At 33.5% G+C, this 26547-nt stretch carries 35 protein-coding genes, 1 tRNA gene and 1 pseudogene; 25 read left to right on the top strand and 12 right to left on the bottom strand.

Going from position 1 to position 26547, the window contains the following annotated elements; genetic code table 11:
- Positions 1-24 precede the first annotated feature (24 nt).
- Positions 25-318 carry a hypothetical protein gene (locus tag BD31_RS06985; protein ID WP_008300402.1) on the bottom strand — a complete coding sequence of 98 codons (294 nt, stop codon included), beginning with the start codon at positions 316-318 and terminating at the stop codon, positions 25-27.
- 133 nt (positions 319-451) lie between these two features.
- Here BD31_RS06985 and BD31_RS06980 point away from each other — a divergent pair, with 133 nt between their 5' ends.
- Entirely contained in the window at positions 452-1330 is an 879-nt protein-coding gene (locus tag BD31_RS06980) for a CdvA-like protein (protein WP_008300413.1), read from the top strand.
- Between the two features lie 55 nt (positions 1331-1385).
- Positions 1386-3302 carry an acetate--CoA ligase gene (gene acs, locus BD31_RS06975; RefSeq protein WP_008300523.1) on the top strand — a complete coding sequence of 639 codons (1917 nt, stop codon included), beginning with the start codon at positions 1386-1388 and terminating at the stop codon, positions 3300-3302.
- A gap of 4 nt (positions 3303-3306) precedes the next feature.
- Here the strand turns inward: acs and BD31_RS06970 are convergent.
- Both BD31_RS06970 and fen read right to left on the bottom strand, forming a co-directional pair.
- Positions 3307-3835 (bottom strand): annotated as a pseudogene (locus BD31_RS06970) (PAS domain S-box protein).
- 41 nt (positions 3836-3876) lie between these two features.
- Complete coding sequence (gene fen / locus BD31_RS06965) at positions 3877-4899, bottom strand: flap endonuclease-1 (RefSeq protein WP_008300447.1); 1023 nt, start codon at positions 4897-4899, stop codon at positions 3877-3879.
- Between the two features lie 114 nt (positions 4900-5013).
- On the opposite strand from fen, the gene BD31_RS06960 reads away from it, so the two are divergent.
- From BD31_RS06960 to BD31_RS06950, 3 genes are all read left to right on the top strand, one after another.
- Entirely contained in the window at positions 5014-5280 is a 267-nt protein-coding gene (locus tag BD31_RS06960) for a hypothetical protein (protein ID WP_048097545.1), read from the top strand.
- A 50-nt stretch (positions 5281-5330) separates the two neighbouring features.
- Positions 5331-5412, top strand: a tRNA-Ser gene (locus tag BD31_RS06955).
- A 91-nt stretch (positions 5413-5503) separates the two neighbouring features.
- Positions 5504-6784 carry a hypothetical protein gene (locus tag BD31_RS06950; RefSeq protein WP_008300460.1) on the top strand — a complete coding sequence of 427 codons (1281 nt, stop codon included), beginning with the start codon at positions 5504-5506 and terminating at the stop codon, positions 6782-6784.
- A gap of 101 nt (positions 6785-6885) precedes the next feature.
- On the opposite strand, the gene BD31_RS06945 is transcribed toward BD31_RS06950, so the two are convergent.
- The gene (locus BD31_RS06945; protein ID WP_008300425.1) at positions 6886-7518 is read right to left on the bottom strand and encodes a transmembrane-type terpene cyclase; all 633 of its coding nucleotides are present in this window, start codon (positions 7516-7518) and stop codon (positions 6886-6888) included.
- 77 nt (positions 7519-7595) lie between these two features.
- On the opposite strand from BD31_RS06945, the gene BD31_RS06940 reads away from it, so the two are divergent.
- The 6 genes from BD31_RS06940 to BD31_RS06920 all read left to right on the top strand — a co-directional run bounded on the left by BD31_RS06940 (position 7596) and on the right by BD31_RS06920 (position 9954).
- Positions 7596-7781, top strand: a complete 186-nt coding sequence (locus BD31_RS06940; protein ID WP_008300411.1) for a hypothetical protein — start codon at positions 7596-7598, stop codon at positions 7779-7781.
- 58 nt (positions 7782-7839) lie between these two features.
- Positions 7840-8487: a nitroreductase family protein gene (locus BD31_RS06935; RefSeq protein WP_008300497.1), complete on the top strand. Its 648-nt coding sequence runs from the start codon at positions 7840-7842 to the stop codon at positions 8485-8487.
- 50 nt (positions 8488-8537) lie between these two features.
- Entirely contained in the window at positions 8538-8771 is a 234-nt protein-coding gene (locus BD31_RS06930) for an Lrp/AsnC ligand binding domain-containing protein (RefSeq protein ID WP_048097544.1), read from the top strand.
- A 51-nt stretch (positions 8772-8822) separates the two neighbouring features.
- Positions 8823-9254 (top strand): hypothetical protein, encoded by a 432-nt coding sequence (locus BD31_RS06925; RefSeq protein WP_008300481.1) that lies wholly within the window; start codon positions 8823-8825, stop codon positions 9252-9254.
- Between the two features lie 77 nt (positions 9255-9331).
- The gene (locus BD31_RS10340; protein WP_008300499.1) at positions 9332-9508 is read left to right on the top strand and encodes a hypothetical protein; all 177 of its coding nucleotides are present in this window, start codon (positions 9332-9334) and stop codon (positions 9506-9508) included.
- 65 nt (positions 9509-9573) lie between these two features.
- The gene (locus BD31_RS06920) at positions 9574-9954 is read left to right on the top strand and encodes a hypothetical protein (protein WP_008300525.1); all 381 of its coding nucleotides are present in this window, start codon (positions 9574-9576) and stop codon (positions 9952-9954) included.
- 593 nt (positions 9955-10547) lie between these two features.
- Here the strand turns inward: BD31_RS06920 and BD31_RS06915 are convergent.
- Both BD31_RS06915 and BD31_RS06910 read right to left on the bottom strand, forming a co-directional pair.
- Positions 10548-10880, bottom strand: coding sequence for a hypothetical protein (locus BD31_RS06915; RefSeq protein WP_048097549.1), 333 nt, complete (start codon positions 10878-10880; stop codon positions 10548-10550).
- Positions 10881-10943: 63 nt separating this feature from the next.
- The gene (locus BD31_RS06910; protein WP_193353389.1) at positions 10944-11405 is read right to left on the bottom strand and encodes an SRPBCC family protein; all 462 of its coding nucleotides are present in this window, start codon (positions 11403-11405) and stop codon (positions 10944-10946) included.
- A gap of 79 nt (positions 11406-11484) precedes the next feature.
- Here BD31_RS06910 and BD31_RS06905 point away from each other — a divergent pair, with 79 nt between their 5' ends.
- The 4 genes from BD31_RS06905 to BD31_RS06890 all read left to right on the top strand — a co-directional run bounded on the left by BD31_RS06905 (position 11485) and on the right by BD31_RS06890 (position 13930).
- A complete protein-coding gene (locus BD31_RS06905) occupies positions 11485-12765 on the top strand; it encodes a hypothetical protein (RefSeq protein ID WP_008300519.1) in 1281 nt (426 codons plus the stop codon).
- A gap of 31 nt (positions 12766-12796) precedes the next feature.
- Positions 12797-13195 (top strand): Mov34/MPN/PAD-1 family protein, encoded by a 399-nt coding sequence (locus tag BD31_RS06900; protein ID WP_048097548.1) that lies wholly within the window; start codon positions 12797-12799, stop codon positions 13193-13195.
- A gap of 78 nt (positions 13196-13273) precedes the next feature.
- Positions 13274-13612, top strand: coding sequence for a hypothetical protein (locus BD31_RS06895; RefSeq protein ID WP_048097542.1), 339 nt, complete (start codon positions 13274-13276; stop codon positions 13610-13612).
- Between the two features lie 6 nt (positions 13613-13618).
- The gene (locus BD31_RS06890) at positions 13619-13930 is read left to right on the top strand and encodes a hypothetical protein (protein ID WP_008300490.1); all 312 of its coding nucleotides are present in this window, start codon (positions 13619-13621) and stop codon (positions 13928-13930) included.
- Here the strand turns inward: BD31_RS06890 and BD31_RS06885 are convergent, their stop codons facing one another.
- Positions 13931-15298, bottom strand: coding sequence for an ABC transporter permease (locus BD31_RS06885; RefSeq protein ID WP_008300439.1), 1368 nt, complete (start codon positions 15296-15298; stop codon positions 13931-13933).
- Positions 15295-16344, bottom strand: coding sequence for an ABC transporter permease (locus BD31_RS06880; protein ID WP_008300480.1), 1050 nt, complete (start codon positions 16342-16344; stop codon positions 15295-15297). The genes BD31_RS06885 and BD31_RS06880 overlap by 4 nt, the downstream gene beginning before the upstream one ends.
- 118 nt (positions 16345-16462) lie before the next feature.
- On the opposite strand from BD31_RS06880, the gene BD31_RS06875 reads away from it, so the two are divergent.
- The 4 genes from BD31_RS06875 (at position 16463) to BD31_RS06860 (ending at position 17783) form a co-directional block, all read left to right on the top strand.
- The gene (locus BD31_RS06875; RefSeq protein WP_238536092.1) at positions 16463-16783 is read left to right on the top strand and encodes a CxxC-x17-CxxC domain-containing protein; all 321 of its coding nucleotides are present in this window, start codon (positions 16463-16465) and stop codon (positions 16781-16783) included.
- A gap of 81 nt (positions 16784-16864) precedes the next feature.
- Positions 16865-17059, top strand: a complete 195-nt coding sequence (locus BD31_RS06870) for a YwbE family protein (protein ID WP_008300466.1) — start codon at positions 16865-16867, stop codon at positions 17057-17059.
- A 167-nt stretch (positions 17060-17226) separates the two neighbouring features.
- Positions 17227-17520 (top strand): hypothetical protein, encoded by a 294-nt coding sequence (locus BD31_RS06865; protein ID WP_008300512.1) that lies wholly within the window; start codon positions 17227-17229, stop codon positions 17518-17520.
- A 17-nt stretch (positions 17521-17537) separates the two neighbouring features.
- Positions 17538-17783, top strand: a complete 246-nt coding sequence (locus BD31_RS06860) for a hypothetical protein (protein WP_008300514.1) — start codon at positions 17538-17540, stop codon at positions 17781-17783.
- Position 17784: 1 nt separating this feature from the next.
- Here the strand turns inward: BD31_RS06860 and BD31_RS06855 are convergent, their stop codons facing one another.
- Both BD31_RS06855 and BD31_RS06845 read right to left on the bottom strand, forming a co-directional pair.
- Positions 17785-18120, bottom strand: a complete 336-nt coding sequence (locus tag BD31_RS06855) for an arsenate reductase family protein (protein ID WP_008300487.1) — start codon at positions 18118-18120, stop codon at positions 17785-17787.
- Between the two features lie 278 nt (positions 18121-18398).
- Positions 18399-19292, bottom strand: a complete 894-nt coding sequence (locus BD31_RS06845) for a hypothetical protein (protein WP_008300508.1) — start codon at positions 19290-19292, stop codon at positions 18399-18401.
- A 158-nt stretch (positions 19293-19450) separates the two neighbouring features.
- Between BD31_RS06845 and BD31_RS06840 the strand changes: the two genes are divergently transcribed.
- On the top strand, positions 19451-20110 hold the full coding sequence (locus BD31_RS06840; protein ID WP_008300510.1) for a hypothetical protein: 660 nt from the start codon (positions 19451-19453) through the stop codon (positions 20108-20110).
- Positions 20111-20302: 192 nt separating this feature from the next.
- On the opposite strand, the gene BD31_RS06835 is transcribed toward BD31_RS06840, so the two are convergent.
- Complete coding sequence (locus tag BD31_RS06835; protein WP_008300517.1) at positions 20303-20983, bottom strand: PAC2 family protein; 681 nt, start codon at positions 20981-20983, stop codon at positions 20303-20305.
- A 441-nt stretch (positions 20984-21424) separates the two neighbouring features.
- Between BD31_RS06835 and BD31_RS06830 the strand changes: the two genes are divergently transcribed.
- The 3 genes from BD31_RS06830 (at position 21425) to BD31_RS11040 (ending at position 23825) form a co-directional block, all read left to right on the top strand.
- The gene (locus tag BD31_RS06830; RefSeq protein WP_048097541.1) at positions 21425-23149 is read left to right on the top strand and encodes a DEAD/DEAH box helicase; all 1725 of its coding nucleotides are present in this window, start codon (positions 21425-21427) and stop codon (positions 23147-23149) included.
- 47 nt (positions 23150-23196) lie between these two features.
- Positions 23197-23472: a hypothetical protein gene (locus BD31_RS06825; RefSeq protein ID WP_008300527.1), complete on the top strand. Its 276-nt coding sequence runs from the start codon at positions 23197-23199 to the stop codon at positions 23470-23472.
- A 221-nt stretch (positions 23473-23693) separates the two neighbouring features.
- Positions 23694-23825 carry a hypothetical protein gene (locus BD31_RS11040; protein ID WP_008300419.1) on the top strand — a complete coding sequence of 44 codons (132 nt, stop codon included), beginning with the start codon at positions 23694-23696 and terminating at the stop codon, positions 23823-23825.
- A gap of 33 nt (positions 23826-23858) precedes the next feature.
- Here BD31_RS11040 and BD31_RS06820 read toward each other — a convergent pair whose 3' ends face one another.
- Positions 23859-24473: a hypothetical protein gene (locus BD31_RS06820; RefSeq protein WP_008300417.1), complete on the bottom strand. Its 615-nt coding sequence runs from the start codon at positions 24471-24473 to the stop codon at positions 23859-23861.
- Between the two features lie 51 nt (positions 24474-24524).
- Here BD31_RS06820 and BD31_RS06815 point away from each other — a divergent pair, with 51 nt between their 5' ends.
- Entirely contained in the window at positions 24525-25148 is a 624-nt protein-coding gene (locus BD31_RS06815) for a superoxide dismutase (RefSeq protein WP_048097547.1), read from the top strand.
- A 50-nt stretch (positions 25149-25198) separates the two neighbouring features.
- Complete coding sequence (locus tag BD31_RS06810) at positions 25199-26488, top strand: DUF7482 domain-containing protein (RefSeq protein WP_008300483.1); 1290 nt, start codon at positions 25199-25201, stop codon at positions 26486-26488.
- The last annotated feature ends 59 nt before the right edge of the window (positions 26489-26547 follow it).

Genomic DNA, 26547 nt, shown 5'->3' with positions numbered 1-26547 from the left:
TGGTGATCCCCAATTATTAATAGTCTATTTCTTTTTTCCAATTTGAATTAGATCGGGACCTTTGTCTCTGTCTTTGTTTTGCCCTTTTGCTTGCCATCGTAACAACACTTCTTTGAAACCTGCTGCATCCGCTTCGTTTTCGGTGTACATCAATGTGGTAACCCAATAACCCTTCTTTGCAGTTTTACCTCCAACAGAATTCATCCAAAAATCACTTGGCAAGTTTTCGAGGACTTTGTTATTGGGATCTTTAGTAACTTCAGACCACCTACTTGCGACAAAATTCAAAATTTGTTCAAGTTCTTCTTTTTGAATCATGAGCCTATTACAATCTCTTTTAATTTTAAAATTACTAAAATCTCACACCTGAAAATTTTGTTAAATTAATCTAACTAAAACTAAAAACATTACTTACACTTTGTCGGTTATACAAACCTCATGAGTTACTCACATGACAAACGACGATATCGAAATTATCGGTAAGAACGTCAAAGACATGTACGGAACATTCATGGGTAAAGTCATAGGAACAATAACTGATATTGACGGTAGTATTCAATCCGTTGGTATTGACTGCGGTTCTCAAGGATTACAGCAAATCCAGTATGAACAATTAGTAGTCCAAGGTGATATTGTTATCTTCATTCCTAAATGGAGATTAGACTCACAAAGACTTATTCGTGAAAAACAATTAACTCTACGTCGTCTAAAGGCATTGATAGACATTGTTTCAGAAAATGATGACATGAAAGCAGATGCAGAAATCATTCATGAAAAATACAAGTCAAAACTTGTATCATTAGATGAAACAGAACACGAAATCAAAGCAATACTTGAGGCAAGATTGACAGAGTTAGATGATCAAATGAAGTCTGCAAAAATGTTATCGTTTGATGCAAAAGTACAATACAAGAGCAATGAAATCTCTGATGCAACATTTGAGACCGTGAAATCATGCACAACTGAGGTAATTGAGCATGTAACTCACGAAACAGCAGAAATCGCAAATGTAAAGAGAAGAATTGCAGATCTTGAATTGGAAGTGCACGAGATATCATCTCCTACAACACCAGACATCCAAGAATCAGCCGTTTCATATCTGGAGACTCCTGAACCACAACAATTAGTTCAGGCAATACTTCCAGAAGCACCAACAGATCCAATAGTCGGACATTCAGAACCAATTGAAGCTAAATCTCAACCAACACCAGAATCTTCATCCGAATCTGAAGTCACATTCGCATTTCCAGAACCACCCAAACAGGTGACCCCAGCAACATCAAATGACAACAACGATAATGATTGGTTAGCTAGAATGGAAGCACAATAATTTTTTTAACTTATTTTTTTAACATTTAGAAAGATCTAAGTTCATACACTTTTTGATGTCTAAGACATATGATGTTGGACTTGGAAACAATGATTCTGATTTAAGAAAAAAGGCTAATTCCGATTTTGTATCTTTTTGGGGGAAGCAAGCAAAGAATCTCACTTGGTTCTCTTCTTGGTCTCAAACTCTTGATTGGGATCCTCCTTTTGCAAAATGGTTTGTTGGAGGTAAAATCAACGCCTCGTATAATGCTCTCGATGTTCATCAAAATACAAAGGCCAACAAACCAGCCATCCTTTGGGAGGGTGAAAATGAAGACTCTAGAATTCTCACCTATGGCGATATGTTTACTCAGGTTCAAAAATTATCAAATGTTCTTAAATCTCTAGGCGTGCAAAATGGAGATCGCGTAACAATTTACCTTCCAATGATCCCAGAATTACCCATTACCATGCTCGCTTGTGCAAGAATAGGGGCAATACACACTGTTGTATTTTCAGGATTTAGCTCAACATCAATCAAAGATAGAATCATTGATTCAAAATCAAAAATCGTCATCACTGCAGACGGCGGCTATAGACGAGGAAAAATTGTTAAACTCAAGGAAGTGATTGATGATGCGATACAAGATTGTGATTTTGTCCAACATGTTGTTGTTGTGGAGAGAACTAAGAATGCAATTTTGATGAATTCAAGAGATAAGCTCTGGAATAATTTGATGAAAAATATTTCTGATTCATGTGATGCAGAAAAATTAGATAGTACGCACCCTCTCTATATTTTGTATACTTCTGGAACTACTGGAAAACCTAAAGGTGTCTTACATGGAACTGGAGGTTATCTAACACATTTGTATTCTACTTTCAAATGGGCATTTGACATTAAAGATTCTGATGTATTTTTTTGTACTGCTGACATTGGTTGGGTTACTGGACATAGTTATGTAGTATATGCCCCACTACTTCATGGTGCAACTCAAATAATGTATGAGGGTGCACCTGATTTTCCAAATGCATCAAGAATATGGAATATTTTAGAAAAATATGGTGTTACAATTTTTTACACTACTCCAACTGCACTGAGAATGTTTATGAAATTTGGTGACGATATTCCAAATTCTTTTGATCTATCCTCATTACGGTTACTTGGAACTGTTGGAGAGCCAATCAATCCTGAAGTTTGGAAATGGTATTTCAAAACTATTGGAAAAGAAAAATGTCCAATTGTAGATACTTGGTGGCAGACTGAAACTGGAGGCATGATGATTTCCCCCTTGCCTGGATTAGAGACTATTCCACTGAAGCCTGGATCTGGTACTAGAGCCATTCCGGGTGTAAATATTGCAGTAGTAGACGATGATGGACATGAATTATCTTCTAACACAAAGGGATATCTAGTAATTAGAAATCCATGGCCCGGAATGCTTTTGACATTATGGAATGACGATGAAAAATATGCCTCTGTATATTGGTCAAAATACAAAAATTGCTACTATCCTGGAGACTATGCACTCAAAGACGATGATGGGTATTTTTGGTTACTCGGTCGTGCAGATGATGTTTTAAAAGTTGCAGGTCATAGAATTGGAACTGCAGAACTTGAAAGTTGCATTGTATCTCACGACGATGTTGCAGAGTCTGCAGTATGTGGAATCCCTGATGATGTGAAAGGGGAAGTGATTATTGCATTTGTTGTTTTAAAACATGGAATTACAAAAGATTCTGATATTTTAGAAAACGAAATTGTAGATAAAATTCGTTCTAATATCGGTGCAATTGCAACTCCTAAACAAATCTATTTTGTTTCAAAATTGCCAAAAACACGCAGTGGGAAAATAATGAGACGATTGTTAAAATCTATTGGGAATAATGAGCAGATTGGAGATATCAGTACTTTGGAAGATGGAACTGCAGTTACAGAAGTTCAAACTGCATTTAATGAAATTCAAAAAGCAGTTAAAGACAAATTATAATAATTCATTTTAACTCTTTCAAGTCTATTGTAGAAAGCATTTCGAACATTTTTTTAAGTCCATCATATTCTGACTTTGAGTTTTTGTCTAGCAATTTGTATTCTTTTTCTTTAATTTCATCTAATCTGTTATTTGCTTCTTTAAAAAAATTCTTCATATTCTTTAATTTTTCCATCATTCATCTGTGTCAAATCAAAAATCACTGTGTTACTTCCAAGTAAATTATTGTTTTCATCATAAAGACTTGTGGCCTGAAGTACTCCTGGAAATATACTCCCGTTTTGTTTTTTGAAAGAAATTTTTCTATTTGTTACTTTTCCTGTCTCAAACCATGTTTTGAGTGAATCGTTCATTGCCTCCCATGATTCTTTTGGCACGTGCTCAAAAATTGATTTTCCTAGAATCTCTGATTTGGCATATCCCAGATTGGCAGCATACGTAGAATTGCAATCTAAGATGATCCCTATGGAATTTACTCTTCTCCACATGATCGGTGCGTCTTTCAGCGTCTTTCTTGCTTCTGTTTGGGACATTTTTTGAAATTAAACTGACTAGTTATTAAATTGAAATCTTTTCAAAACCATTGATCTAAATTTTGACTCTTCTTCTCTAATGCTTTTTTTAATCTATTTAACGTAGATTGAATCCTGTCTTCTGAAAAACTCCTTTCTTTTACAAGATAGTTTGTGATTTTTTCATAATCTACCTCGCTGAAAATTATTTCATCCACATCAGCTACTTCGGGATTTAGAAATATCTGTCTAATTTTCTCAAAGTCTATTTCTTGTAATTGTTCTTGAATTTGTGGGATATCTTCTAACCTTGAATGTTGCTTGATTAACTTCATGGCCGTTTTTGGGCCAATTCTTTCAAAACCACTTGGATTAAAATCAGTACCAATCAAAATTCCAACATCAATTAATTCTTCTCTTGTAATTCCTAATGCATTAAGTGTTTTCTGTGTTTCAATTATCTCCGGAACAATATCGATGTATGTATTTTTATTTGGTATTTTTCGTCTTCCACTGTTAGTAAAATTCCTAATCAATCTTTTAGCTCCACATAAAATAGAATCAAAATCTTGACTTGCAGAAGCGTATGCTTGACCTGTCTGTGTAAGATGTGCAGCTGTTGCTTCTCCCTCTGATGGTGCTTCGATGTATGGTATTCCAAAATATGTTAAAAGTTCTTTTGATTCTTTTACCATTCCATCTTTCATACTGGTTGTCTGTTGTGCATATTTTCTTGCATCTTCCATATTTCCTGCTGCAACTGCTTTTTCATATTTTATCGTGGCATCTTTTTTAATCTGTTTTCTCCGTTCAATTTCAGCTGTTTTTAATGATGGGGGTTTTCCATCAAAAACATAAACTGGTTTTATCCCAATGGATAGAAAATTGACATTTCTATAAAGAAGACCGCTGAGATGGCTGGTTATTCTTCCTTCTGAATCTGACAATTGTAGCCCATCTGGGCCTCGTATACTTGCTAGAAATTGGTAAATTGCATTATAGGCATCAATCGCAACAACTTTAGTTGAAAATGCTTCTAGGGTGGTTTTCTCTCTAACTACTAACTCTTTTAGGTTTAATCCCATGAATTTTTATGTAAATTTGTGCTATTTTGTGTTTGTCCTTTTCTTCTGATCGAGGTTTTCAGAATGTTTTACTAAAATCGATTTTAATATACAAATAATTTACTATTATTTACAATGGTAATGCCAAATTTACCTTCCACTTTGGAAGATAAAATTTTTGAATTCAGATTTAATTCAGATGATACACTTTCTAGGATAGTCTCATACTTTCCTTTATCTGAATCAGAGATACAAGAAATTCTTTCTATTATTAACACGAATCCCTCTGATGGATTTCATTCAATTTTTGCTGATAGCATTTCTGATGAAGAATGGCGTAGAACCAAAGAACAAATCAAAAAGAAATTCAAAGATGAACTATTTGATATTGACAATGTTTGATCTCTTTGTATTCTAATTTGCTTTATTATGGAGAAAATCTTAGTCTAAATGCCGGGATAGCCAAGTGGTAAGGCGGCCGTCTCGAAAACGGCTACGCGCAAGCGTGCAGGGGTTCGAATCCCTTTCCCGGCGTTAGACCCTTTTCTCTTATGCCTTAATGTAAAAAATAATTTCTTGATTATCGTGTGACCAAGATTAAATATGATGAACAAAAATGGCTATCATGAATAACCCTATTTTATTATTATTTTCAATATCTGTATTATTGCTTGCCCTCTCTGTGTCTCCTGCAAGTGCTGATATTTTACCGCCAAAAAAACAAATCAGTTTTGGAATTTCTGGAGAAGACGTTGTTTGTGAAAGTGGTATGTTCAAAGTTACAAAAGCAAGAACAAATTCAGTGTCGTGTGTAAATGTCAAAAATGTCTCAAAACTAGTTTCACTCGGATGGGCAAAGCCAGTTAATGAGAATATGCTGAATGATGCAATGTCTCAACTTAACCTATCTTCTGGGACTATAAATCAATTAATTATCACTCCGATCCCATCTAATTTTGGAAAAGAATCTCCTAAATTGTCTGTTGGTAGTTATGATTTTGTATTTGATGTATGTGCATCTACTCAAACACTTGTATCTCCATCTGTTCTTATTCGCTCTGATAGTGAAACAAAACGTTATGAATTGCCTGAAACTGTCTTACCCAATTCATGTGTGACTAGTGCACTTATCATTAAAGCTGCAAACCCTGACTCTGTTGTAGCTTCCTTACAAAGTAAAGGTGATATCTCTAAATCTATTCTGTCTATTTCAGAAAAAGTGGATTCTCTTAGTATGCAACTACAAGATGCCAAAAAATCCTTTGGAAAAGAACAAACTGATGATAATACTGCAACTGGTCTAAAAATTATTGAATTACGAAAACAGCTTAATGCTGCAAAAGAGGATCTTCAGCGATTGTACTTTACACTATATTCTCCAGAAATTACAAAATTCGTTCCTGAAAAGCTATCTTTCTTAGGTAAATCTATTGATGGCGAATCTGCAACTAAAATTATTGCATCTCCCTCTGTTTCTTCCCCTAATTCATACAACGTCTTTTTTGAGGCATGTGCTGGAATGAAACTGGTTAGATTGCCAGTAATAACAATCACATCTGATTTTGAAAGCATTGATGTTAAACTAGGTGAAAAAATAGCGCCTGAAACTTGCCAAATGAGTTCAGCCAAAATTACTGCAACGGAGCCTGAAAGTATCTTTGTAACTCCTGCAGGAAATGCTGACTCTTCAACTAGAGCAGATGAATTGGATATGGAGATAGATGATCTTCAAAAACAACTTACATCTGAAAAGGAATTACTAAAAACGTTAATTCATAATTCAAAAAGACCTGATAATTTTAATGAACAATTATCAATGCATGTGGATAAAATCACTAAATTGAGAAATGATGTGATTTCTGCAAAAGCTGAATTGAGTAAAATTTTGTATCTTACATACAAGTAATTTTACTATGGGTTTTTCTGTAATTCTCTTTATCTACAATCTTTTGAGGATGTGATGTTTTGTTCCTGTTGGTGATTTTTAGTCTTTTGTCTTTTAAGATCTTAGAATCTTTTAACGGGGCTGGTAAATTGCTTACATTTTTGAAAAATTCCAATTACATAGATTAAATCCAAAACAAAAATCGCTATGAACAGAAATTGCAACAAAATTGAATCTTGTGCAATTGGTCTGTAAAGATAAAATGCCAAACTACTCAGACCAGTTCCAATCATCTTGAATAATGCAATGTATAACGATTGTCCCTCAATACCTTTTCTGTTGATTAACATTGATACAAACAGTATTGACATCATGAGATTCTGTCCAAATGCTGCATATGCCCCCACATTGTCTTCTAATTGATCATTAACAGCTAAAATCATTGGAATTGCAATCGCCATTCCTAATCCAAATATTGAAAAAAATTGCCATTTGGAAATGTTTGTAAATTCCTTTTTACCGTACTTTAAAAATTGCATTACAATCACCGCATCCAAAGAAAACCAGATGTAGTTTACATAAAGTTGAGGAGGGTCATGTGGCGTGAAAAATGCAAATATCATCTCCCATGAAATATTTGCACAAAGTGCAGCCATGGGCATTCCAAAAGTTTTATCTTTGAATCCACGCCTGATGATAAGAATGTAAGTGGCAGACCAAAATAATCCTCCTATCATCATAATTTCTGTAAACATCTTCTGATTTTCTATTTTGATTGATTAAGAATCTTTATTCTCAAAATGTTTAAACAGACTTTATTTCAAGTTGATTTATGACTCAAGAAACAGAATCAAAGATTCGTGAATCTAAAATTCCCGTTGCTGAGTTAATTTCTCATTTCCGAGAAAAATGTAAAAACTGTGGTCACCATCGTATAATGCACGATGATCTTGGTGCATGTGAGGGTGTAATGAACAAGCCTTGCACTTCTGGCTGTGATGCTTTTGATCCTGAATGATATGTATTTGAATTGGATGTTTGCAATTCTTTAATAGGATATTTTCCATACCCTTCTTGTGGATTCAGAACACAAAGAAGAGAAAATTTATCCTCAAGGATACGAACCCGAAATATCTCCTGATTCTTCAAACGATAACACTAGAAATCAACTGCTTGATTTTATTTTAAAATCAGGACCTTCTGAAGTTGTTGATACTGATTTGTTTGCCGTCATGGCAAAACGGCGTTCTACAAGAAAATTCTCTGATAAGCCAGTTGAAACGACAAAAATAGACAAAATCATAGCCGCAGCAGATACTGCCCCCACTGCAGGAAACTATCAAGGATTCGAAATTTTCTATGTGAAAAGTCCTGAAAAGAAAAAACTGCTTGTCGAGGCATGCAATAAACAACCTTATGTTGACGCTCCTGTTGTATTGGTTTTTTGTAAAAACCCTTTTAGAGTAAAATTTGATTTTCCGGAATACATACTTGCAAAATTTGCTATTCAAGATGCTACTCTTGCTGCAGGATATTCGCAACTAGCATCACAGGCATTAGGATTAAGTTCAATCTGGATTGGCATGTTTGATGAAAAAAAAGTAATGGATGTGATTGGGACTGATCTTATACCCTCATCTGTTCTTTGTATTGGATATCCAGAACAAACAAAATTCCCAAAACCGAGACGAAATCTAAAAGACTTGGTACATGTAGTCTGGTAGTCCTTTACACAATATTCATCTTTAAATAATCATAGTTAGTTGCTTATTTTATGACTGATGCATACGTGATGTTGAATTGTGAATTAGGTGCTGAATCTGAAATAATCGAACAACTGAAAGCATTAGATAATGTGGTTGATGTTTTTGAAACTATAGGCACACATGATATGTTGGTGAAATTACAGGCAGAAAATTTTGAAAAGATTAGGGAAATCGTTTCTTGGAATATTCAAAAATTAAAAAATGTTCGCTCCACTGCAACTTTGATAAAAAAAGATAATTAATTTCTACATTATAACAACATGCTTAAGTTCATTATTTGACGCAGAAAAGCATTGAACGCAATAAAGTCAAAATCACTAAAAGAACTTGAGAAAAAACTCAACCAACAAAGAAAACAAGCATCAGAAAACTTGATCAAAGAAAAGCTTGACCAGAAAAACTTGGATTATGATACTGTGTCTGTGATTCTTGAAATTTTTGATAAATCAAAATTTCAATGGCACGAAGAACATTTTGATGTGTTTGACTCAAAACCTGATGATTTTAGAGGTAAAATACTGCCAAAAAATAATCGAGAATGTGTTATGTTGGGAGTAAGATTGGGAACCATGAGGAGTAAAATAATTTATAATTTACGAGATTTGCAACTTACTGAAAAACAACGTCAGGATATTGATGATTTGATCTGGAATTTTGTTTGGTATTCGTGGCAACAAGCAAGAATCCTACATGATCATATAATTAAAGAAAAATCTCAGATGTAATTTTTTATGCTTAATGAAAGAATGGTTAGTTCATTACTTTTCAATCTTTAATTAAGATCAATCCTTATCTAATTTAAATGACTGATGAAAAAAATGAGATTGAAAAACTAATTGATAATATGATTAACAGCGGTGATGAATTGGTAGATAACCTTAAAACTATCCTTCCTAACTCTTTGGCTGAATCAATGGTAATGTTTCATGAATCAAATGTTGCAAATTTGAAGAAAATTAAAAAATTTCTTAATAAGTAAACGCTTAGTATTGATTCCTATGATTTCTACCATATCCTTTTTAATCATTAATTGATATTGAGTCTATGACTAGATCTAGAACCATCTCCATAACCGTAAAAAAGAAGACTGGAGATGCGTTTGATAGTATTTTGCAACTGCCACCAAAAATTATGCCAGATGCTAGAATCTCTGATGACGGTTGGTGGTCATTTAATGGCCCTCATGGATTATCTAAACTAAAATTTCATGAAAATAAGTCCCTTGGAATATTAGATCATCAATATGTTGATGAAGAGTCTTCCTGGAATGTACCAATGCGTGTTGTTTCAAATGGTGATTTCTCTGAGGTTGTAATTACATTAAACAAACCTAATGGAATATCTGATGAACAGTTTGATCAAAGAATGCATGAACTTGGGGAACTGGTGCATGTGATGAAAAATATCCTTGAGTCTGAGAATTAAAATTTCATTTTAAAATTAATTTTTGTCATTGATTTGTACTAATTCTTATGTTCTTTGAAGGGTTTGTTGTATTAGTAATGCTATCCAGACATGAAAAAACATCCAATTCATTTGCAAACCATTTATCTCAGGTGAATTCAAACATTATTGTGCCTACTATGTAATTAATCTCAAAAACATTATTCCCCAAAAGAGTTACTGTGGTAATTATGAACAACAAAATCATTGAGTAATATATTGCATGTTTTTCATTTTTTGGGTCATGTAATGATGAAAATATTTTCATCTATGTGACTACAAACCTGATACTTTTTCCGGTCTTCACAAAAATTGCTATCCATAGAATTTGTTAGGATTCTCTCTAAAGATATTGAAAGAAATGAGATGTTTTGTTAGATAATTTCATGACTGTATCGAACATTTCAGACATCCTAGGTGTACCTATTTAGTATGACTTATTCTTCATGCTTAAATGTGAATTTTGTAATGGTTGATTGAGAAAAAATGCCCTATGAAGAAGTATATTTCCAAAGAATGGAAGAAGAAAATCAAGAAGATTATGATAAACTAAAATCTAAAAAATCTTCTTAATTTTATTTATCTTTCTCCTCAGAATCATCATTCTGATTTCTACTTGGACCCACCAGATCTTCTGGTTTTACCCTACTGTCCCAGTCTCCTTTAACTCCTTTAACTAATGCGATTATTCCTAATCCGATGAACGCAATTACCACCGCAAAGAATGCAATCTGATCAAATATCTTAAATGAACAGTTGATTTCTACTGGAGGTTTATCCGCAGAATACTCATAACAAGTACCAAACTCGGAAGACTCTAAAGTTCCAGCTTGATATTCATGACCCATTGTCCCTAAAATCAAAAATCCTACAAAAATTAACCCAATCCCTATCATGATGAATCTCATGTCGCTCATGATCTTGTTGCAGAATTTATCGTATTTACAGTTTAATCTAATGTTTTTCTAGTGTTATTGTTCAAGCAGAATTTTGAGGTTTTCAAGTGATGCCTCATAAAAAGATCCCATAAATGCAAGAAAATCTATGAACTCTTTTTCTGACATTTTTTTGCTATTGAGATAAGATTGCCATGTTAACTCTATCACATTTTTTGGTTTTGCTTTAATTGAAATGGTTGCAACATATGCTCTTAGTGGTAAGCCTTCAGTTGCAATATATGTGAAGTATTCATTATTTTTCCACGCTACGATATGTTCTTCTATTTTACTTCCGTCCTCAAATGTTATCAGCCTGATTGCACCTACATCTTTTTTCTTTTTAGAAATGTGGACTGTCTTTTTTACATCTACTACCCATGTGGGCAATCCTACAATATTGCTGATCTTTCTCCAAACTTTATCTTTTGATGCTTTAATTTTGATTGTTTTTTTTACTATGCCTGTATGAAATGATTTCTTTGCCTTTTTACCCATGCTGTATGCTGATATCGCATGAATTTTAAATTTTAGTTGTACAACCATTTTTAATCCCCTGAGGATATAATGATATCAAATGGTCTTTGGATGGGGTAAAAAGAAAAATGATGACAAACAAGAAGAGTCAGCACTTCAGAATAAAACAATCCATCTCCCAGATGTTCTTAAAGTTGTGACTGAACTGTGTAAATTACGGGAATCTCAAACATTATCTGCAATAAAAAATCTACGAGATCAAACAGCACCATTAATTGATGATCTGATTAAAATCGGGAGTGTTCTAGAAAAAGATAATCTAAATGTAGATGATATTGATAAGCATCTTGCTATCATTGTAGTTAGGGGTAAAAATCAAGTAATTGATGTTATCAAAAAAGACGTATCCTCATTGCCTAAAATTAACTCTATAAATGATGCAAAAAAATTGAACTCTACTTTGAATCAAATCCTCAAAAAAGTTGGAGATGTTTTGGGAAGGCAAACTCGTGTTATTCATATTTTTGCAAAAAAATATGCTGCTCAATTAAAAGAAAATCTTGAAGTCATGAATACTAATTATTCTGAAATTCATAAAATACTGAAGAACTTTGATGCTACAAAATTCACATCTGATGAGATTCTTGATATGGTTAATCAAATTAAAAATCTAAAGACTGACAGAATTGAACACTCTAAAAAAATCATTGACACTAACACCTCCTTAGAATCTCTGTCAGAAAAAATCACCTCGCTAGAAAAATCAATTGAGCAGATAAAATCATCTGATGCCTACAAATCATATATTAATTTGAAAAATGAATTGGATGTTTTTTCTGCTCAAAAATCCAAAATTAAAAATGAAATTGATTCACAATTTACAAAAATTTCACGCCCTCTTAGCAGATATGAATATGCCTCTTCATTAGATAAAGATCAAAAAAATATTCTTTCTAAACTAGTTGAAGAACCATTTGATGTTCTTCTTCCTTCTAACAAAGATCCCATAATTGTAATTTTAGAAAATGTTCGTAAAGGAATAAACTCCGGAGCGATTTCTGTAAAAGACGTTGACAAGACATCTCTACAAATAACTGAGACTGAAGAATGTCTTGATGGATTTGTAAATCAGGTTTCAGAATTTTTTGAAAAATACAATTTAATGGAAAATAAAATGAATTCCCTCCGACCTGTTGATTTGAACTCTTTGGAAAACGAATTTGCAAAAAATCTGTCCCTTAAAGATGATTTTGAAGTAAAATCTAAAACTATTCAAGACGAAATTAATGATATTGACTCTAAAATACCCCGTCTCATATCTGAAATAGAGAAAAAACTCAAAAAATTCTCTAATACTTCTTACACCATTTCGTCATCTTAAAATTAAATTAGTTCTAAACTAGATGATAACTGTGATTTTTAAAAAGAGAAACTTTGAGCGAAAGGTATTGCTTCAAAAAGATGTCCTTGACAGTATTGTCTCTTATTGTCAAATGAAGCATCCCAATGAAGGAATATTGATTTTAAAAGGCAAGTCCAAAAATGGTGAAATTAAAATTGATGGACTTGTAATCCCGCCCTTTAATTACAGTGGTCCTACTTTCGCTGGATTCCCTCACTCTTTTTTGCCTTTTGATATGAGCTATGTTGGAATTGTTCACTCTCACCCAAGTGGTTCTGCTGAACCTTCTGTGACTGATCTGCATAATTTCTTCGGGTTAGTATCTTTGATCATTAAATCCCCTTACAATGATGAATCTATTTTTGCATGGGATAGCAATGGTAATTCCATTTCACTTTCAATTGTATGATATACGCAAAAACTGTGGTGAAAAATAAGAAAAAAACTGACAAAACTTTATAACCTTTTTTGAACAAATTTTATTATCTTGAATCCTCAGCTTAAAAGATATTACATTTTTTTAGGTGCTTCATTGGTATTTAGTATTGGACTGCAGATAATTCTTGGTTATTTGGGAGTTCCATGGTTTATTAGTATAGGACTAGTAATGGCAATTTTCATTATGTTGCCAATGATAATGAGGAGACGACAAATGAGTCGTATGGGAAACTATGACGGTGATTCTGGAACCGGCGGTGGGTTCTTCGGAATGGGTTCGCAAGGCGGCTCTGGTGGGGTTCGTTATGTATGTCTTGTTTGTAGCAACAAACACAAAGGTGGCACTTGTCCACGTTGTGGTTCCAAGATGCAACGTGCAGATTTCTAAATTAAAATGTCTCTAGATGAAATTCGTAAAAAGGTAATATTTCATAATTCTGTAGACGTTTGGATTGCAGCATGTTCCGAGAAAAATAAAAGTTGGACCAATCCTGAAGATTATAAAAGATTCATATCTTATTTACTAAAAAATAATTTGAATCTAAAGGCGTTTAATCTATGTGCTCATGAAGCAGGAGCAACTGAAGATGAGAAAGTAAAGTTCACTGAACTTTTATCAGAGACCAAAGATGATCCTAATTCTCTTACATATACCATTAAACTAAGTGACTCTGCTTTAAACACAATTCGCAGTTATGATTTGTAACTATCTCTTTAATTTAGGGTTCACAATCACATCTAGTGCATTTCCAATAAACACAAAGGCAAGGCCTGTTATGGCAATCATGATCCCTGGTGGCATAATCCACCACCATAATCCTCTTGCAGCTGCCCCGAATGTATTTGCATCATGTAAAATTTGACCCCATGTTGGAAATGATGGATCTCCCAATCCTAGAAAACTAAGACCTGCTTCTGTAGTGATTGCTGCGGGAACTGAAATTGCTATACTTGCAAATGCATATGGTAGTAATTGTGGGACGATGTGTTTGAGTATTATTTTGGAATCCTTTTGCCCCATCATATTTGCAGCATCTACGTATCCGCGAGTTTTGATCTGAAGTGACATACTCCTAGATACTTTGGCTATTCCTACCCAACCAAAAATCATTAAAAATCCCACCATCAAAAATATGCTGTTGCTAATTGTCACTGAAAGTATGATGAGAAATGGCAATGCTGGCAATGCATAAATGACATCATTGAATCTCATCATCACTTCATCTGTCTTTTTACCTTTGTATCCTGCATATACTCCATAAAATAACCCCATAATCACAGATGCGATAGATACCACTAGACCTATGAACAATGCAAGAGGAGTTCCCCATAGAAGCCCTATTGCCAAATCTCGTCTTAATTCATCAGTACCCATTAACCCAAAAGCTTTACCGCCGATGATCAATTTTGATTCGTTAATCTTAGATTCGGATTTTATCCCATACAAATCTATGGAAAAAATATAATTTCCCTTAAGAGGTTCATTTGTTTGGGCCTTTGAAAAAACAATGTCTTCAGCAGATAAATTATCTAATGCGAATTCAAATTTCTCTGATTGAAATGACAAGTTTTTCTTTATTGCTTCGTCTGTTGAAAATATTCTTTCATAATGAATAGTTTTAGAATTAGAACGTGGAAGTGATGTGGTCAGTAATTCAATTTTGATGCCGTCAGGTCGTAAAACTGACATTTGTAATAGTGGCGAACCTGTATATTCTGATGAAAATATGTATATGAAATCATTTGGGAAATCATCATAATCGAAATTCACTCCAAACTGATGTGAAGTAAGTGATATCTCATCTTGAGATATGTTTTGGATGTTGGGGTTTTCTAAAATCTTATGTTCGGGAATTTTCTCAATCATGAATGTATTTGCCCACGCTGGAATTGCAATTTTTGGATATGCAATCCAATTTTCAGGATTATTCCATTCTTGAAAAGTCTCAACAGGAATTATGATTATTGCAATTATTGATATTACGACAAGAATCATCAGAATTGAAATTCCTGCAATTCCCATCTTGCTTTTAAGAAATTCTTCTTTTATTTCTTGAGGTGTTATGCTGCTCATTGACCTGCTCTCACTCTGGGGTCAAAATACCCATACAGTAAATCTGCAATGAATATGCTGATTAAAAAGAAAACTGTTAGCAAGTATGTAGCGCCAATGATTACAGGTAAATCCATTACTGATATTGCTTCAAAATACAACCGCCCCATACCTGGCCAATCAAACACTGCTTCTGTGATGATTGCCCCTCCGAGTGAACCTGATAAACTCAATGCAAGAATTGTGACAATTGGAGGTGCTGCATTTTTTAGCGCATGTGTATAGATGATTTTTTTTTGATTAACTCCAATTGTTTTTTTGGCCATGATGAAATCTTCTTGCATTATTCCAATCATAAAATTCCTTACCATATATGCCCAAGATCCAAACCCTATCATTACAATTGTGATTAGTGGCAATGCCATATGATACAACAAAGAACCAATGTATCTTGGGTCCGATGATGGAATATCTGGAGTTGCTCTCGCTGGAAATATTTGATATGTAAATGCAAATAAAAAAATCATTAACATTCCAATCCACCACACTGGAAAACTGGAACTAATTATTGCAAAACTTGAAGTAATTCTATCTATGGTTGAGCCAATTTTACTGCTGGATAAAGCTCCTAAAAAGATCCCAATGACAGATATGATTATTGTTGCAGTCGTAAAAAGTAAAACTGTTCTAGGTAGTTTTTCAAATAATATGTCTTTAACGTCCGATGAACCTGAATCACTTGTAAGAAATGTGGCATGTCCAAAGTCAAGAAGCAAAATTTTGTACATTGTGATGCCTATTCTTTGAGGGGAATACCATGGTTCGTCCAGCCCTAAAACCCTGACTCTTTGATCTATCTGAGTTTGAATGAATGCTTCAAATTCATCAACTGATGAAAAACTTTGTGCAATTGATGGGTTCTCAGTAATTTCAGATCTTACTTGAAATACAATTCCTTGTTTTAGTATTGTATCCATATTTGAGCCTACAAGGGCAATTGTAATCAATAATGTAATCATCAAAACTCCAAACATAGTTGCCATTCTTGTGGCAACATACCTTTTCATGCTCAATAATCTCAAGGCGTGGAATTACTTTATAACATTAGGTGTTTTTCCCACAGTTTAATTACCTCGCAATATACACGAATTTTAGAAAGACATGTCCTTTGATAGAGAAAGAGAAATGTTTACCGCAAAATGCGGTGACTGTGGAAATGAATGTCAAGTTCCATTCAAACCAAAAGACGACAGACCTGTTTATTGCAGAGAATGTTTCCAAAATCACAAACCAGCTCCAAGACCTGGTGGTAGATTCGGTGGAAGATCTGGTGGTTATGGTGGAAATGATAGAGGTTCTAGATTTGGTAGAAGAGACGATAGACCACGAGAAATGTTTGACGCAAAATGCGGTGACTGTGGAAATGATTGTCAAATACCTTTCAAACCACGAGACGACAGACCTGTTTATTGCAGAGAATGTTTCCAAAATCACAAACAAAATTAAAAAAATCGTTTTGAGTAATTTTCAAAACCCCTCAATTTTATAAAACAAAGACTTAGAATCACTCGTTTATGCAATGTTTTATTGAGAAACACACCTTCAAGAAATGAAATAACAATAGGAATGAATGTCCAGATTGTACAAAAACATGACCAACACACCGGTGCCTTGACTGATGGTAAAGTCAGGAAAATCCTCACTTCTAGTAATTTTCATCCTCATGGGATTAAAGTTGAGTTAGAGAATGGAGAAATAGGACGTGTTCAAAACATTGTTTGAATATTAAAACAGACGAGAGTGAAACGAATTCTAGGCTTTACTCGGGCAGAAAAGCAAGTCTCTCGTCTTGTTATAATACGTCATTGTATCATTTAAGTATTTTATGAACATATGATGTATCTTTTTTATACTAAAAATATTATAATTTAGTACTGCTCTGTTCCTATATGGTAAAAAAAGAATCTTTTGATCCTGATAGGCTAGTTTTAACCAAGTCAGAAATACTTGAATTTTGTGACAGAGTATTGGAAAAATGGAATAAAAATCCAACAAAGAATTCTAAAAATATTCTTGCAATGACTGCAGTCAAAACAAGTGTGGTGTGGACTGATGATGAATCCCTTAGGGCAATATGGGGTGAAATTCTGAATTGGACATTTGAACTTCTATATGAAAATGCAATGGCCCAAGATAACAAAGAATGGGTTAATGTAAGGAAAAAATTAAAGAATAGAAAATAACCCAATTCAATGATATCATGAGTGCTAATACTGTAAAAAAAGCAAAGAAACTTGTTGAAACTGGTGGTGTAGTGAAAATCGATGATGGTTTATTTCAGATAAAATCATCGTCTGATCCTGAAAAATCTTATTTTGTCACTTCTGACACATGTGAATGCCCAGGATTCAAGAACTTTTACAAATTTCATCATGGTAAAGGTCTAAAGGCAAATTGCTCTCATTTGGAAGCTGTTAGAATATTTGAACAAGAAAACAAGTCTTAGGTTATTTTAGATTTTTAACATCTATCTTTCCCACATGTGTCTTGTTTTTTACAATTACTATTGGTCGTAAAATTAATCCTGGATATTTTACCATCAGTTTGATGAGTTGGGCATCTGTCATTTTGGTTTTTTCTAAACCTAATTCTTTGTACGTTTTGTCTCTTTTTCTGAGCATTTCTGCTGGCTTTTTTCCTGTAGATTTGATGATTTTTTTAAGTTCTGCCTCTGAAAATGGGTCTTTGAAAAAGTCTCTTTTTTCAATATCTGCATTCATTCTTTCTAATGCTGTAATTGTATTTTTACAAGTAACGCATGCTGATTTGTGGTATATCTTCAACTTACATTTTTTGTCAAATTTGGGTTAAAAATTGTTTAGAAAAATTAAAAATGCTGTCAAGTACAGCAAATAGATTTTTTAAAATCTTCAGAATTTCTTTCGAAATTACATTCTTTACACACTTGCCAGCTTCTTTTCTTAAGTATGGTGAATGCTGACTCATAACATATGGAATACATTTTTCCTCCACAAGATGGACATCGCAATGGAATATCTATTTTCATACATTACTTTTATCTAATTTTGAATATAAGCCCCGCGTAGAATTTATCAATCGTTCATTGATTTTTTGTATTTTCTTTCATCCGTTCTAATTGCTCTTCGTTGAATTTTTCAAGTAATTCTTTTGGCATTGAAATTCTATCCAAATATGCTTTTCTTGCTTCCTCATAAGTTCCACCATTTGCAATAATTTCATCTCTGATATTTTGTGCTTCCTCGAATGCATTTTTTGTGTAGTTTAACTGATCTTGAACTAAGTCTTTGATTTCTGGATTAAGATTGTTTATGTAATCGTTATACTTGTATCCATCAAAGACTCCTGCGCCAGGACCAAATTCATCAATTGCTTGATTTCTTAGATTTTCAGAAATTAATCTTTGTTGTTCTAAGAAAATTTGGTCTGCTGATGGTTTCCCTGCATCTCTTTGTTCAATCAGTAATTCATTGAGCAGTCCATGATAATATTTGAACAATGTTTGTCCTATCGGATTTTTCTCAAAGTCACTCTCGTTAGAACTGAGATATTTTATGGCCTCATCTGTGGCAAGTTTTTTCTGTAATGCTGTAATGGGCGATGGTTCTCCCTTTACCTGAATTTCTGCATTTTGCATTCCAGTCATTCCATACCATGATGCTACAACGTTAACGGTATATGTTCCAGGCACTCCTTCAAAATCTTTGATTTCTCCTCTAAAAATCCCGTCTGGATCTGTAAAAGCTTTAGTTGTTTCAGATCCTATTCTTATGAAAACTTCTACCCCTCTATGTGTTTTGTATGCCTGATCAACCACTTTACCTGTAACTATCACTGATTCTCCAGGATAGATTGACCCTTTTTGCATATCCAAGTCTATGATGAAATCCCATAGTGTGGCTTCAGAAGTTTGAACAAATGAAAATAGCATCAAAAACGTGAATAATCCTATGATTATTGTCCTATCTTTGTACACATGACTCAATCATGATTTTTACAGTTAAGCCAAAGTATGAATAAAAATTCGCTATTTTTCAATTTTAGTTGAGTAACTTTGATAATTTTACAGGGTTAGACTGTCAAATTTGGAATCCTATTACTTCTTAAACTAGCAAAATTATTCTATCGTGAATCATGGATTTAGAAAAATTCAGTAACGATGTAAACGAGATGACCAAAAAACTCTCAACAAATCTCAAAGAAAATGATATTCCGAAACTTAACCATGTGAGACAACAATTAATTGAAATGTATAAAAAAAACCTTGTAAAGATTAATCATTCCATTTTAGAGTTAATATGTGCAAATACTTTGATTTCTAGAGGTTATTCCGTAGAAGTTGAAAAAGATGTGTCGGATATTTTAGTTTGTGATATTTATGCAAAAAAAGGTGGAGGTAATACTATCATTGAAATTGAAACTGGTTTTACACCACCAGAACATGCTATGGATACAGTAGATTATTTTGCTGCTAGAATTATGAGTAAAATTGCTAGATACAGTCAATATTGTTCAAAATTCTCCTTGGCGACACCTGTTGTTGGGATTTTACCTTTCTCTAAAATTTTTTTGTTGCCTCCAGCTGCTCGCAATAGAGATGAAGTCCAAAAAATTAAAGACCTATGTGATCGTTATTACAAAAATCCAGCGGTCCAATATGATGATATCCTAAATGCACATCTCCATTCCATCTATCTGATAAATATTGACAAAGGATTTGCAAAGGAACTTGATCCTCAAGGATATGTTGAATTGACTGACGATCTTCTTGGGCGAAGTGAAGTACAATACTGAATTTCTTATTAAAATAGAAAAAATTCAAATTCATCTATGGTATACAGGATATAGTATGATTTGTGCATCTTGTGAGAGTAGAAAACATTTTGAGTGTATTGATTGCATGAATAATCATAAGACTCATCTTTGTAGCTGTGATTGTCACGATGAAAACACAGAGCCTCACAAAGTTGGGAATGCTCATTGATTTTAATTCTTGAATTTTTGCTCAATTTCTTGAGCCATTATTTCTAATTGAGTAGTATCTCCTAATTTTCTATAAGTTAATTTTTCAATTATTTTGATTATGCTTATTGCAGCTCTATATTGTGGAATTTCAGGTTCGTTTAGTTCTCCATACATTCCAATTCCTTGAATGTTATTTTTCTTTGCAAATCCTAGAATTAACCCATTAAATCCTGTGATTATTGATTTTTGCGGCGTTGTATCTATGCCCAACCCTCCCACTTGTTTTGTTAATTCTTGTGATGTGGTGGTAATGTATGTTTTAGGATTTTTCTCAAATATTCTATTTGTATGAAATCCTCCTAACGTGTAGATAAATTTGGCAGAATATTTCTTTGACACATCTATTACATCTTGACATAAGGCGTTTAATTCCGAATTACTCTGCGGTTGACCTTTTCCACCGCCAAAAACTATCAAATCATCTGTGTATCTATACTCCCAACTCTCATCTGGAAGTTCAATGTATCCTCCCTTGTCTATCACATATGTTGGAAATAGTGTTTTTGCAATTCTGAATTTTTTTGTTTTTAATGCATCATTAATGAAATTTATTACTATGCTCCCAACATTCCCCATATCTTGCATTGCTGCAATTATTATTGGTTTTACCACGTTTGGTTCTGAGTATTGAATAAACTCCATAACTTCTCTGAATTATAATGAATTTTAAACATATGTTCTGATACAAAATCGAAAATCTCGTTTAAATCAATTTATACTTTGTTCTAATTTGTCGTAATCTGAAATTCGTTTTCTCTGTCGATTGTTTATTTCTTATTGATTGTTTTTCATATTATGATCTCAATTTTTTATTTTAAATGTCGTTTTGTTTAACTCAATAAATTCTCCCAAAATTTTATGAACATTAAAACGATCTTAATCTTATTTGTTTTTTCAGTTGGTCTATAACGGGATTTTTGTTTGAGCATATCTTTGTTAATTTGTGCGTATATGATCTTTAAACTTTTGCCTTAAATAAAAACACTCATCCTATTTTAACTCTTGTACTTTTTTACTCTATTCTTACATGATCGATAAGAATATCAAGATTCATAAGGCAAAAAAACTTTCCATCGACAAATTATGGAAACATCCATGGAAAACATTGGTACGCTGGAATATGTTCTAGACAAATATTCCAAAATCTGGAGCTGGAAGGTTACAGGAGATCGTGCGGTTGGAATGATTTCAAGACTCGTTCCTGAAGCTTGGTATGGTGAAAATGTAAATGAAGTGATCATTCCAGACAGTACTGAAAGTGTAAAACAGCTTAAACTTATCATGGATAGGTATCCCCTTGAAATTTTATCTAAATCAATATGGCAAAGAAAAATTGTAAAAACATATGCTCCAAAACCTACCTTACCTCCAGTTAAACACAAACTAAAACGTGCAAAAACAGGTGAACAATTTAGAGGAAAACTGTTGAATTTTCAAAAAGAAGGTCTTGACTTTTTGCTAAAATCTTCTGGAAACGCACTGTTGGCTGATGAAATGGGTCTTGGAAAAACAGTCCAAACACTATCATATGTTTCCACAGAAAAACAAACATTCCCTGTACTTGTAATTGCACCGCTTGTTACTCTAAATAACTGGGAACGCGAGATTGAAAAATTTTTGAAGAAAAAAAGTAGAAATGGAAGAATAATTGAAACTGAATCTCCAAGCGTCACTATTATTAGAACTGGAAAATCTCAGGAACTTCCAAAAACTGATATCTACATTATCAATTATGAATTACTTTTCAAACGATACAATGATTTGGCAAAACTTGGAATTAAGACAATTGTGTGCGATGAGGTTCATAATCTTAGATCAAAAACTACTCAGAAATACAAATCTGTGAAAAAATTAGCTGCACTATCTTCTATTTCCTATAGGATTGGTCTTTCTGGTACCCCAATCTATAATCGAGGTTCAGAAATTTGGCCAATTATTGACATTTTAAAACCCGGATTACTCGGAAGTTTTAAAGAATTCTGTGAGTATTTTTGTTATGTGAATGAAAAAGGAAAAGCAATTGTTTTGGAAAACAAGCGAGCTTCCCTTAGAAATGAATTGCAAAAACATGTTATGCTTAGAAGAAAAAAATCTGATGTACTGAAGGAATTAAAAGACAAAGTTCGATATAAGGAAGTAATTGCCGCGGACACTGATTTCTATATTGAGGAATTAAATAAAATTTGGAAAAAACTAGAAGAAGAACAAAAAGGTGCAGACACAGAATTCTCCAAATCTGCATCATATAATAGGGCTATTCAGAGTGAAAGACAGATTGCTGGACTTGCAAAACTTCCTCACGTGATTAATTTTGTAAAAAACATCATGGAGATTGAAGAAAGTGTGGTGGTATTTTGTCATCACAAAATTATTCATAAGTTGCTAAATGAAAGCCTCCAAGAATTTTCACCCGTTACTATTATTGGTGGACAATCTGACACTCTTAGGCAAGATCAAATAGATAAATTTCAAAAAGGCGAATCCAAATTAATGATTGCAGGTATACGTGCTGGAAATGTCGGAATCAATTTAACTCGAGCAAAATACGTTATCTTTGCAGAACTTGATTGGAGTCCTGCTATTCATAGACAAGCTGAAGACCGACTTCATAGAATAGGTCAGAAAAATACCGTCTTTGCTTATTATTTAATTGGAAGTGGAACTCTTGATGATCATGTTGCAAATATTTTGGTAGATAAGAGCTATGAAATTGACGCAATCATGGATGAATCAACAGAAAATTACGAAAATAAGGACAAAGCAGAATTAATTTTGGCTCAAATACAAGATAAGATTAGAGCAAAATAAATAAATTCCATCAATACGCTTAAGTCCATACCATTTCTATGTGATTGTTGAAACCTGTAATTCTTGCTGCAATTGTAATTCCAATAATAATCACTATCTTTTTTTTGACTCTTGTATTTCCATTAACTCAGAAACAGAATCTTAATGACTCTGATGAGAAATTACTACCTCGTGATGAGATTATATGGCAAAAATTACAAAAAACATATCTTGAGCAGGAATGTCGGGAAAAATATGTGGGTCAATTAGACAAAATGGAAGAATGTTTTGACCGTGTTAAAGAAGAACAAAGATTGAACCCTCCTGTAGAACTAATGCCTTAAGTCTGACCCAAACATCTAATTTTATTATTATATGAACATCCTAACTTATACTATAATAATCTAACATACATATAGATTTGCTAAGAATTTGAGTGGAATTATCATGTCTGGAGATGCAATTCTGAATCACTTGGGTATTGAAAATGATTATGTTGATATTGATGACTTTGCCAGTTAACCTCCATTACACTTAAGTTTATTATTCTACATAAAATTTCTAATTGAAAGAAATTGAAAAATATCGTGAAAAACTGATTAAACAAAAAGAAGATTATATAAAATGGAAAAATACGGACGGTGATTCTGATCTGGTGTTTAATGAGAAAGATAACAAGAAAAAAGGAAATCTGTAAAAAACTACTAATTTATTATTTGTGTATATGAGACTAAATCTCTAACGCCTTCTTTAATTTAGATAATTTTTCTAATGTATTTTCTTTCTTTCTTTGATTCATTTCAGAATCCTGGATTTCTTTAACAATTTCATCAATCAGACTTAAAATTTCTATTCTTGATTTTGATTCTTCAAAATTTATTTTATTAAATCCTTCCAAATCTGTCTTGTCTATTTCTTCAATTCCTTCTGGGAGTATCTCGTACACTTTGACTACCTTCCCCCCTTGTCTCTGCGGTGACATTAGTACAAATTGGTTTTTTCGTAATTTCTCAATATTTTCTATTACTTCTTCTTTGGGTGTTTTTAGAGTATCTAGAATTTGCTCCATATTGCATGATTTTATCTGAAGTAGACGTAGAATTTTTGCCCATGTGGGTATGTTATTGCTCCATAGGATTTCTTTAGCAATTTTAGTTATTGTAAATGAGCCATTCTTATTTAGCAAAATTAGATTCCTATCTTTTAGTGACGCAAGCGAATCCAGTAATTTTCCCACTCCCAATCTTTTTAATTCTGAATTTTCTAAATTGCTTTCATTAAATGTCCCGTTTTCTTTAATTGCTAGTTGTAAAATTTCTAAATCAATTGTTCCTAATTTCCTCATGATTTCTTAATTGTTCTCCAAGAATATATGTGGATTACAATAATTTGGTTTGTGGTAAAATACGAACTACCTAGATTACCTTATGGGTATGATGAGCTAGAACCGTTCATAGATACTCAGACAATGCAAATCCATCATCTTAAACATCATCAAGCGTATGTTGATGGATTAAACAAATCTCTTGCGGAGATTGGGGGTGCATCTCATCCTCAGTACATCTCATCTATCTTGTCAGATCTAAACTCTATTCCAGAATCTAATAGAAACACGATTAACTTTTTTGGCGGTGGTTTTGAAAATCATAGGTTGTTTTGGGAAACCATGATTCCTAATGGTGATGAACTTCCTGGGGGGAAATTAGAGGATGCAATTGATGTTTATTTTGATAGTTTTGAGAATTTCAAAAACGTATTTTCTGAAAAAGCAATAACAATTCAAGGTAGTGGTTGGTGTTGGTTGGTTTTTAATCAAACTTATCATAAAATTGAGATTATAACTACTGAAAATCAGGATAGTCCTTGGACTGTTCAGAAATATCCCTTATTGGGTTTGGATGTATGGGAGCATGCTTACTATCTGAAATATCAAAACAAAAGGCTGGATTATGTGAATGCATGGTGGAATGTTGTTAATTGGGATTATGTGGAAAATCGATTTTCAGAACTTGCCGAATAATGGATATAATTTGGACAAATTCTTTTAAACAAAAATTCAATTCTTGTTCCATGAACAAGAGTCTAAGATACATTGCATTTCTTGCAATTTTGCCCTTGTTTACAGCAGGACTGACAACCAATTATTTCACAGATGCAGAGGCTCTCAAAAGTCAAGGAACTGATACTTCAAAATTTGGTTCCAGCACAAACATCTGTGGACTTCAATTATGTTCTGATATTCCAGGTGGTAAAGCTGCTTGGGAAGCAGAACAACAAAAAGGTATTCCTGTAACTCCGGTTAAAGAATCTGAAAAAGATGATTTCATGATGATGGAAAAAGATGATTCCATGATGGTAATTCCTCATGAAGATGAAATAACTGAAGTAGACATGGGCTCTGAACTTAGATTATCAAGAACAAATGTTCCGGCAACAATCCCAATGCATCAAGGATACTATGACGGTGAAAATGTGTACTTTATTATCACTGACTCTAGTGATCCTACTCATGCCGATGTTATCACCAAAAATCAAGGTTGGCAAGTAGAGTTAGCTCCTTTGTTAAAGAACACTCCTGAAGAAGTACTTTCAAAAACATACATGTTTACAAACGGAATTAAAGGTGATGGCATACATGGATTTCAAGGTGAAGTCTTTACAAGTACTCCTGCACAAACAGATGAGTACAGCGCATTGACCTCACATGTTCATGTAACATGGAATGAAGATACAAAATCACGAATCCTTGATTCAGAAGCAATGATTATGAAAGCAGCTGAGGATAATGAAATCACATTGACAAAAGTTGACGTTGTTTTGAATATGCCTCAAATTGTTTGGCCTGAAGGTCAGATGATGGTAAAGGAAGACAAAACTTTGACTGATGTTACACCTTATGGCGGTGGCCAAGTTCTTGATATCGATACAGAAGAGATGAATGTGACTTTCATAGCTCACCGTGGATGGGGTCCTGATGGCAGAGCTATCTATTACATTGTAACAGATGCTACTCCAAGTGGCCCTGCTGAAATGATGGGGGTTGTTAGTTCATCAACATCTGCAAGATTGATTGCAAATTCAGCAGCAGTAGACTTGTATCAATTCAAAAATGGTTTGACGGGAACTGGGCCATTAGGATTTCAACCTGGAATTGCAACAGGCGCTCCCGGCGATGCAAATTATTCCCCAATGTGGAGAATTTTCATGATTGGATGGAATAATCCTGCCAATGCACAACTCCTAGAGACCATTGGTGACATTAATGCATACAAGGACGCTGGCTTGATCGATATTGGTATTGCTCGTCCAATGGATAGTGACCATGTTGTTAACTGCCCATTCATTGATCCATTCCAATAAGATCTCTTTTTTTATTTTTTATTCCTTACATTTGTTAATTATTTTAAAAAAATTATTAC

It is taken from the genome of Candidatus Nitrosopumilus salarius BD31, from assembly GCF_000242875.2.
GTDB classification, from domain to species: domain Archaea; phylum Thermoproteota; class Nitrososphaeria; order Nitrososphaerales; family Nitrosopumilaceae; genus Nitrosopumilus; species Nitrosopumilus salarius.
The sequence above is the reverse complement of the archived record's forward strand: the minus strand, read 5'-3'. Positions and strand labels throughout refer to the sequence as shown.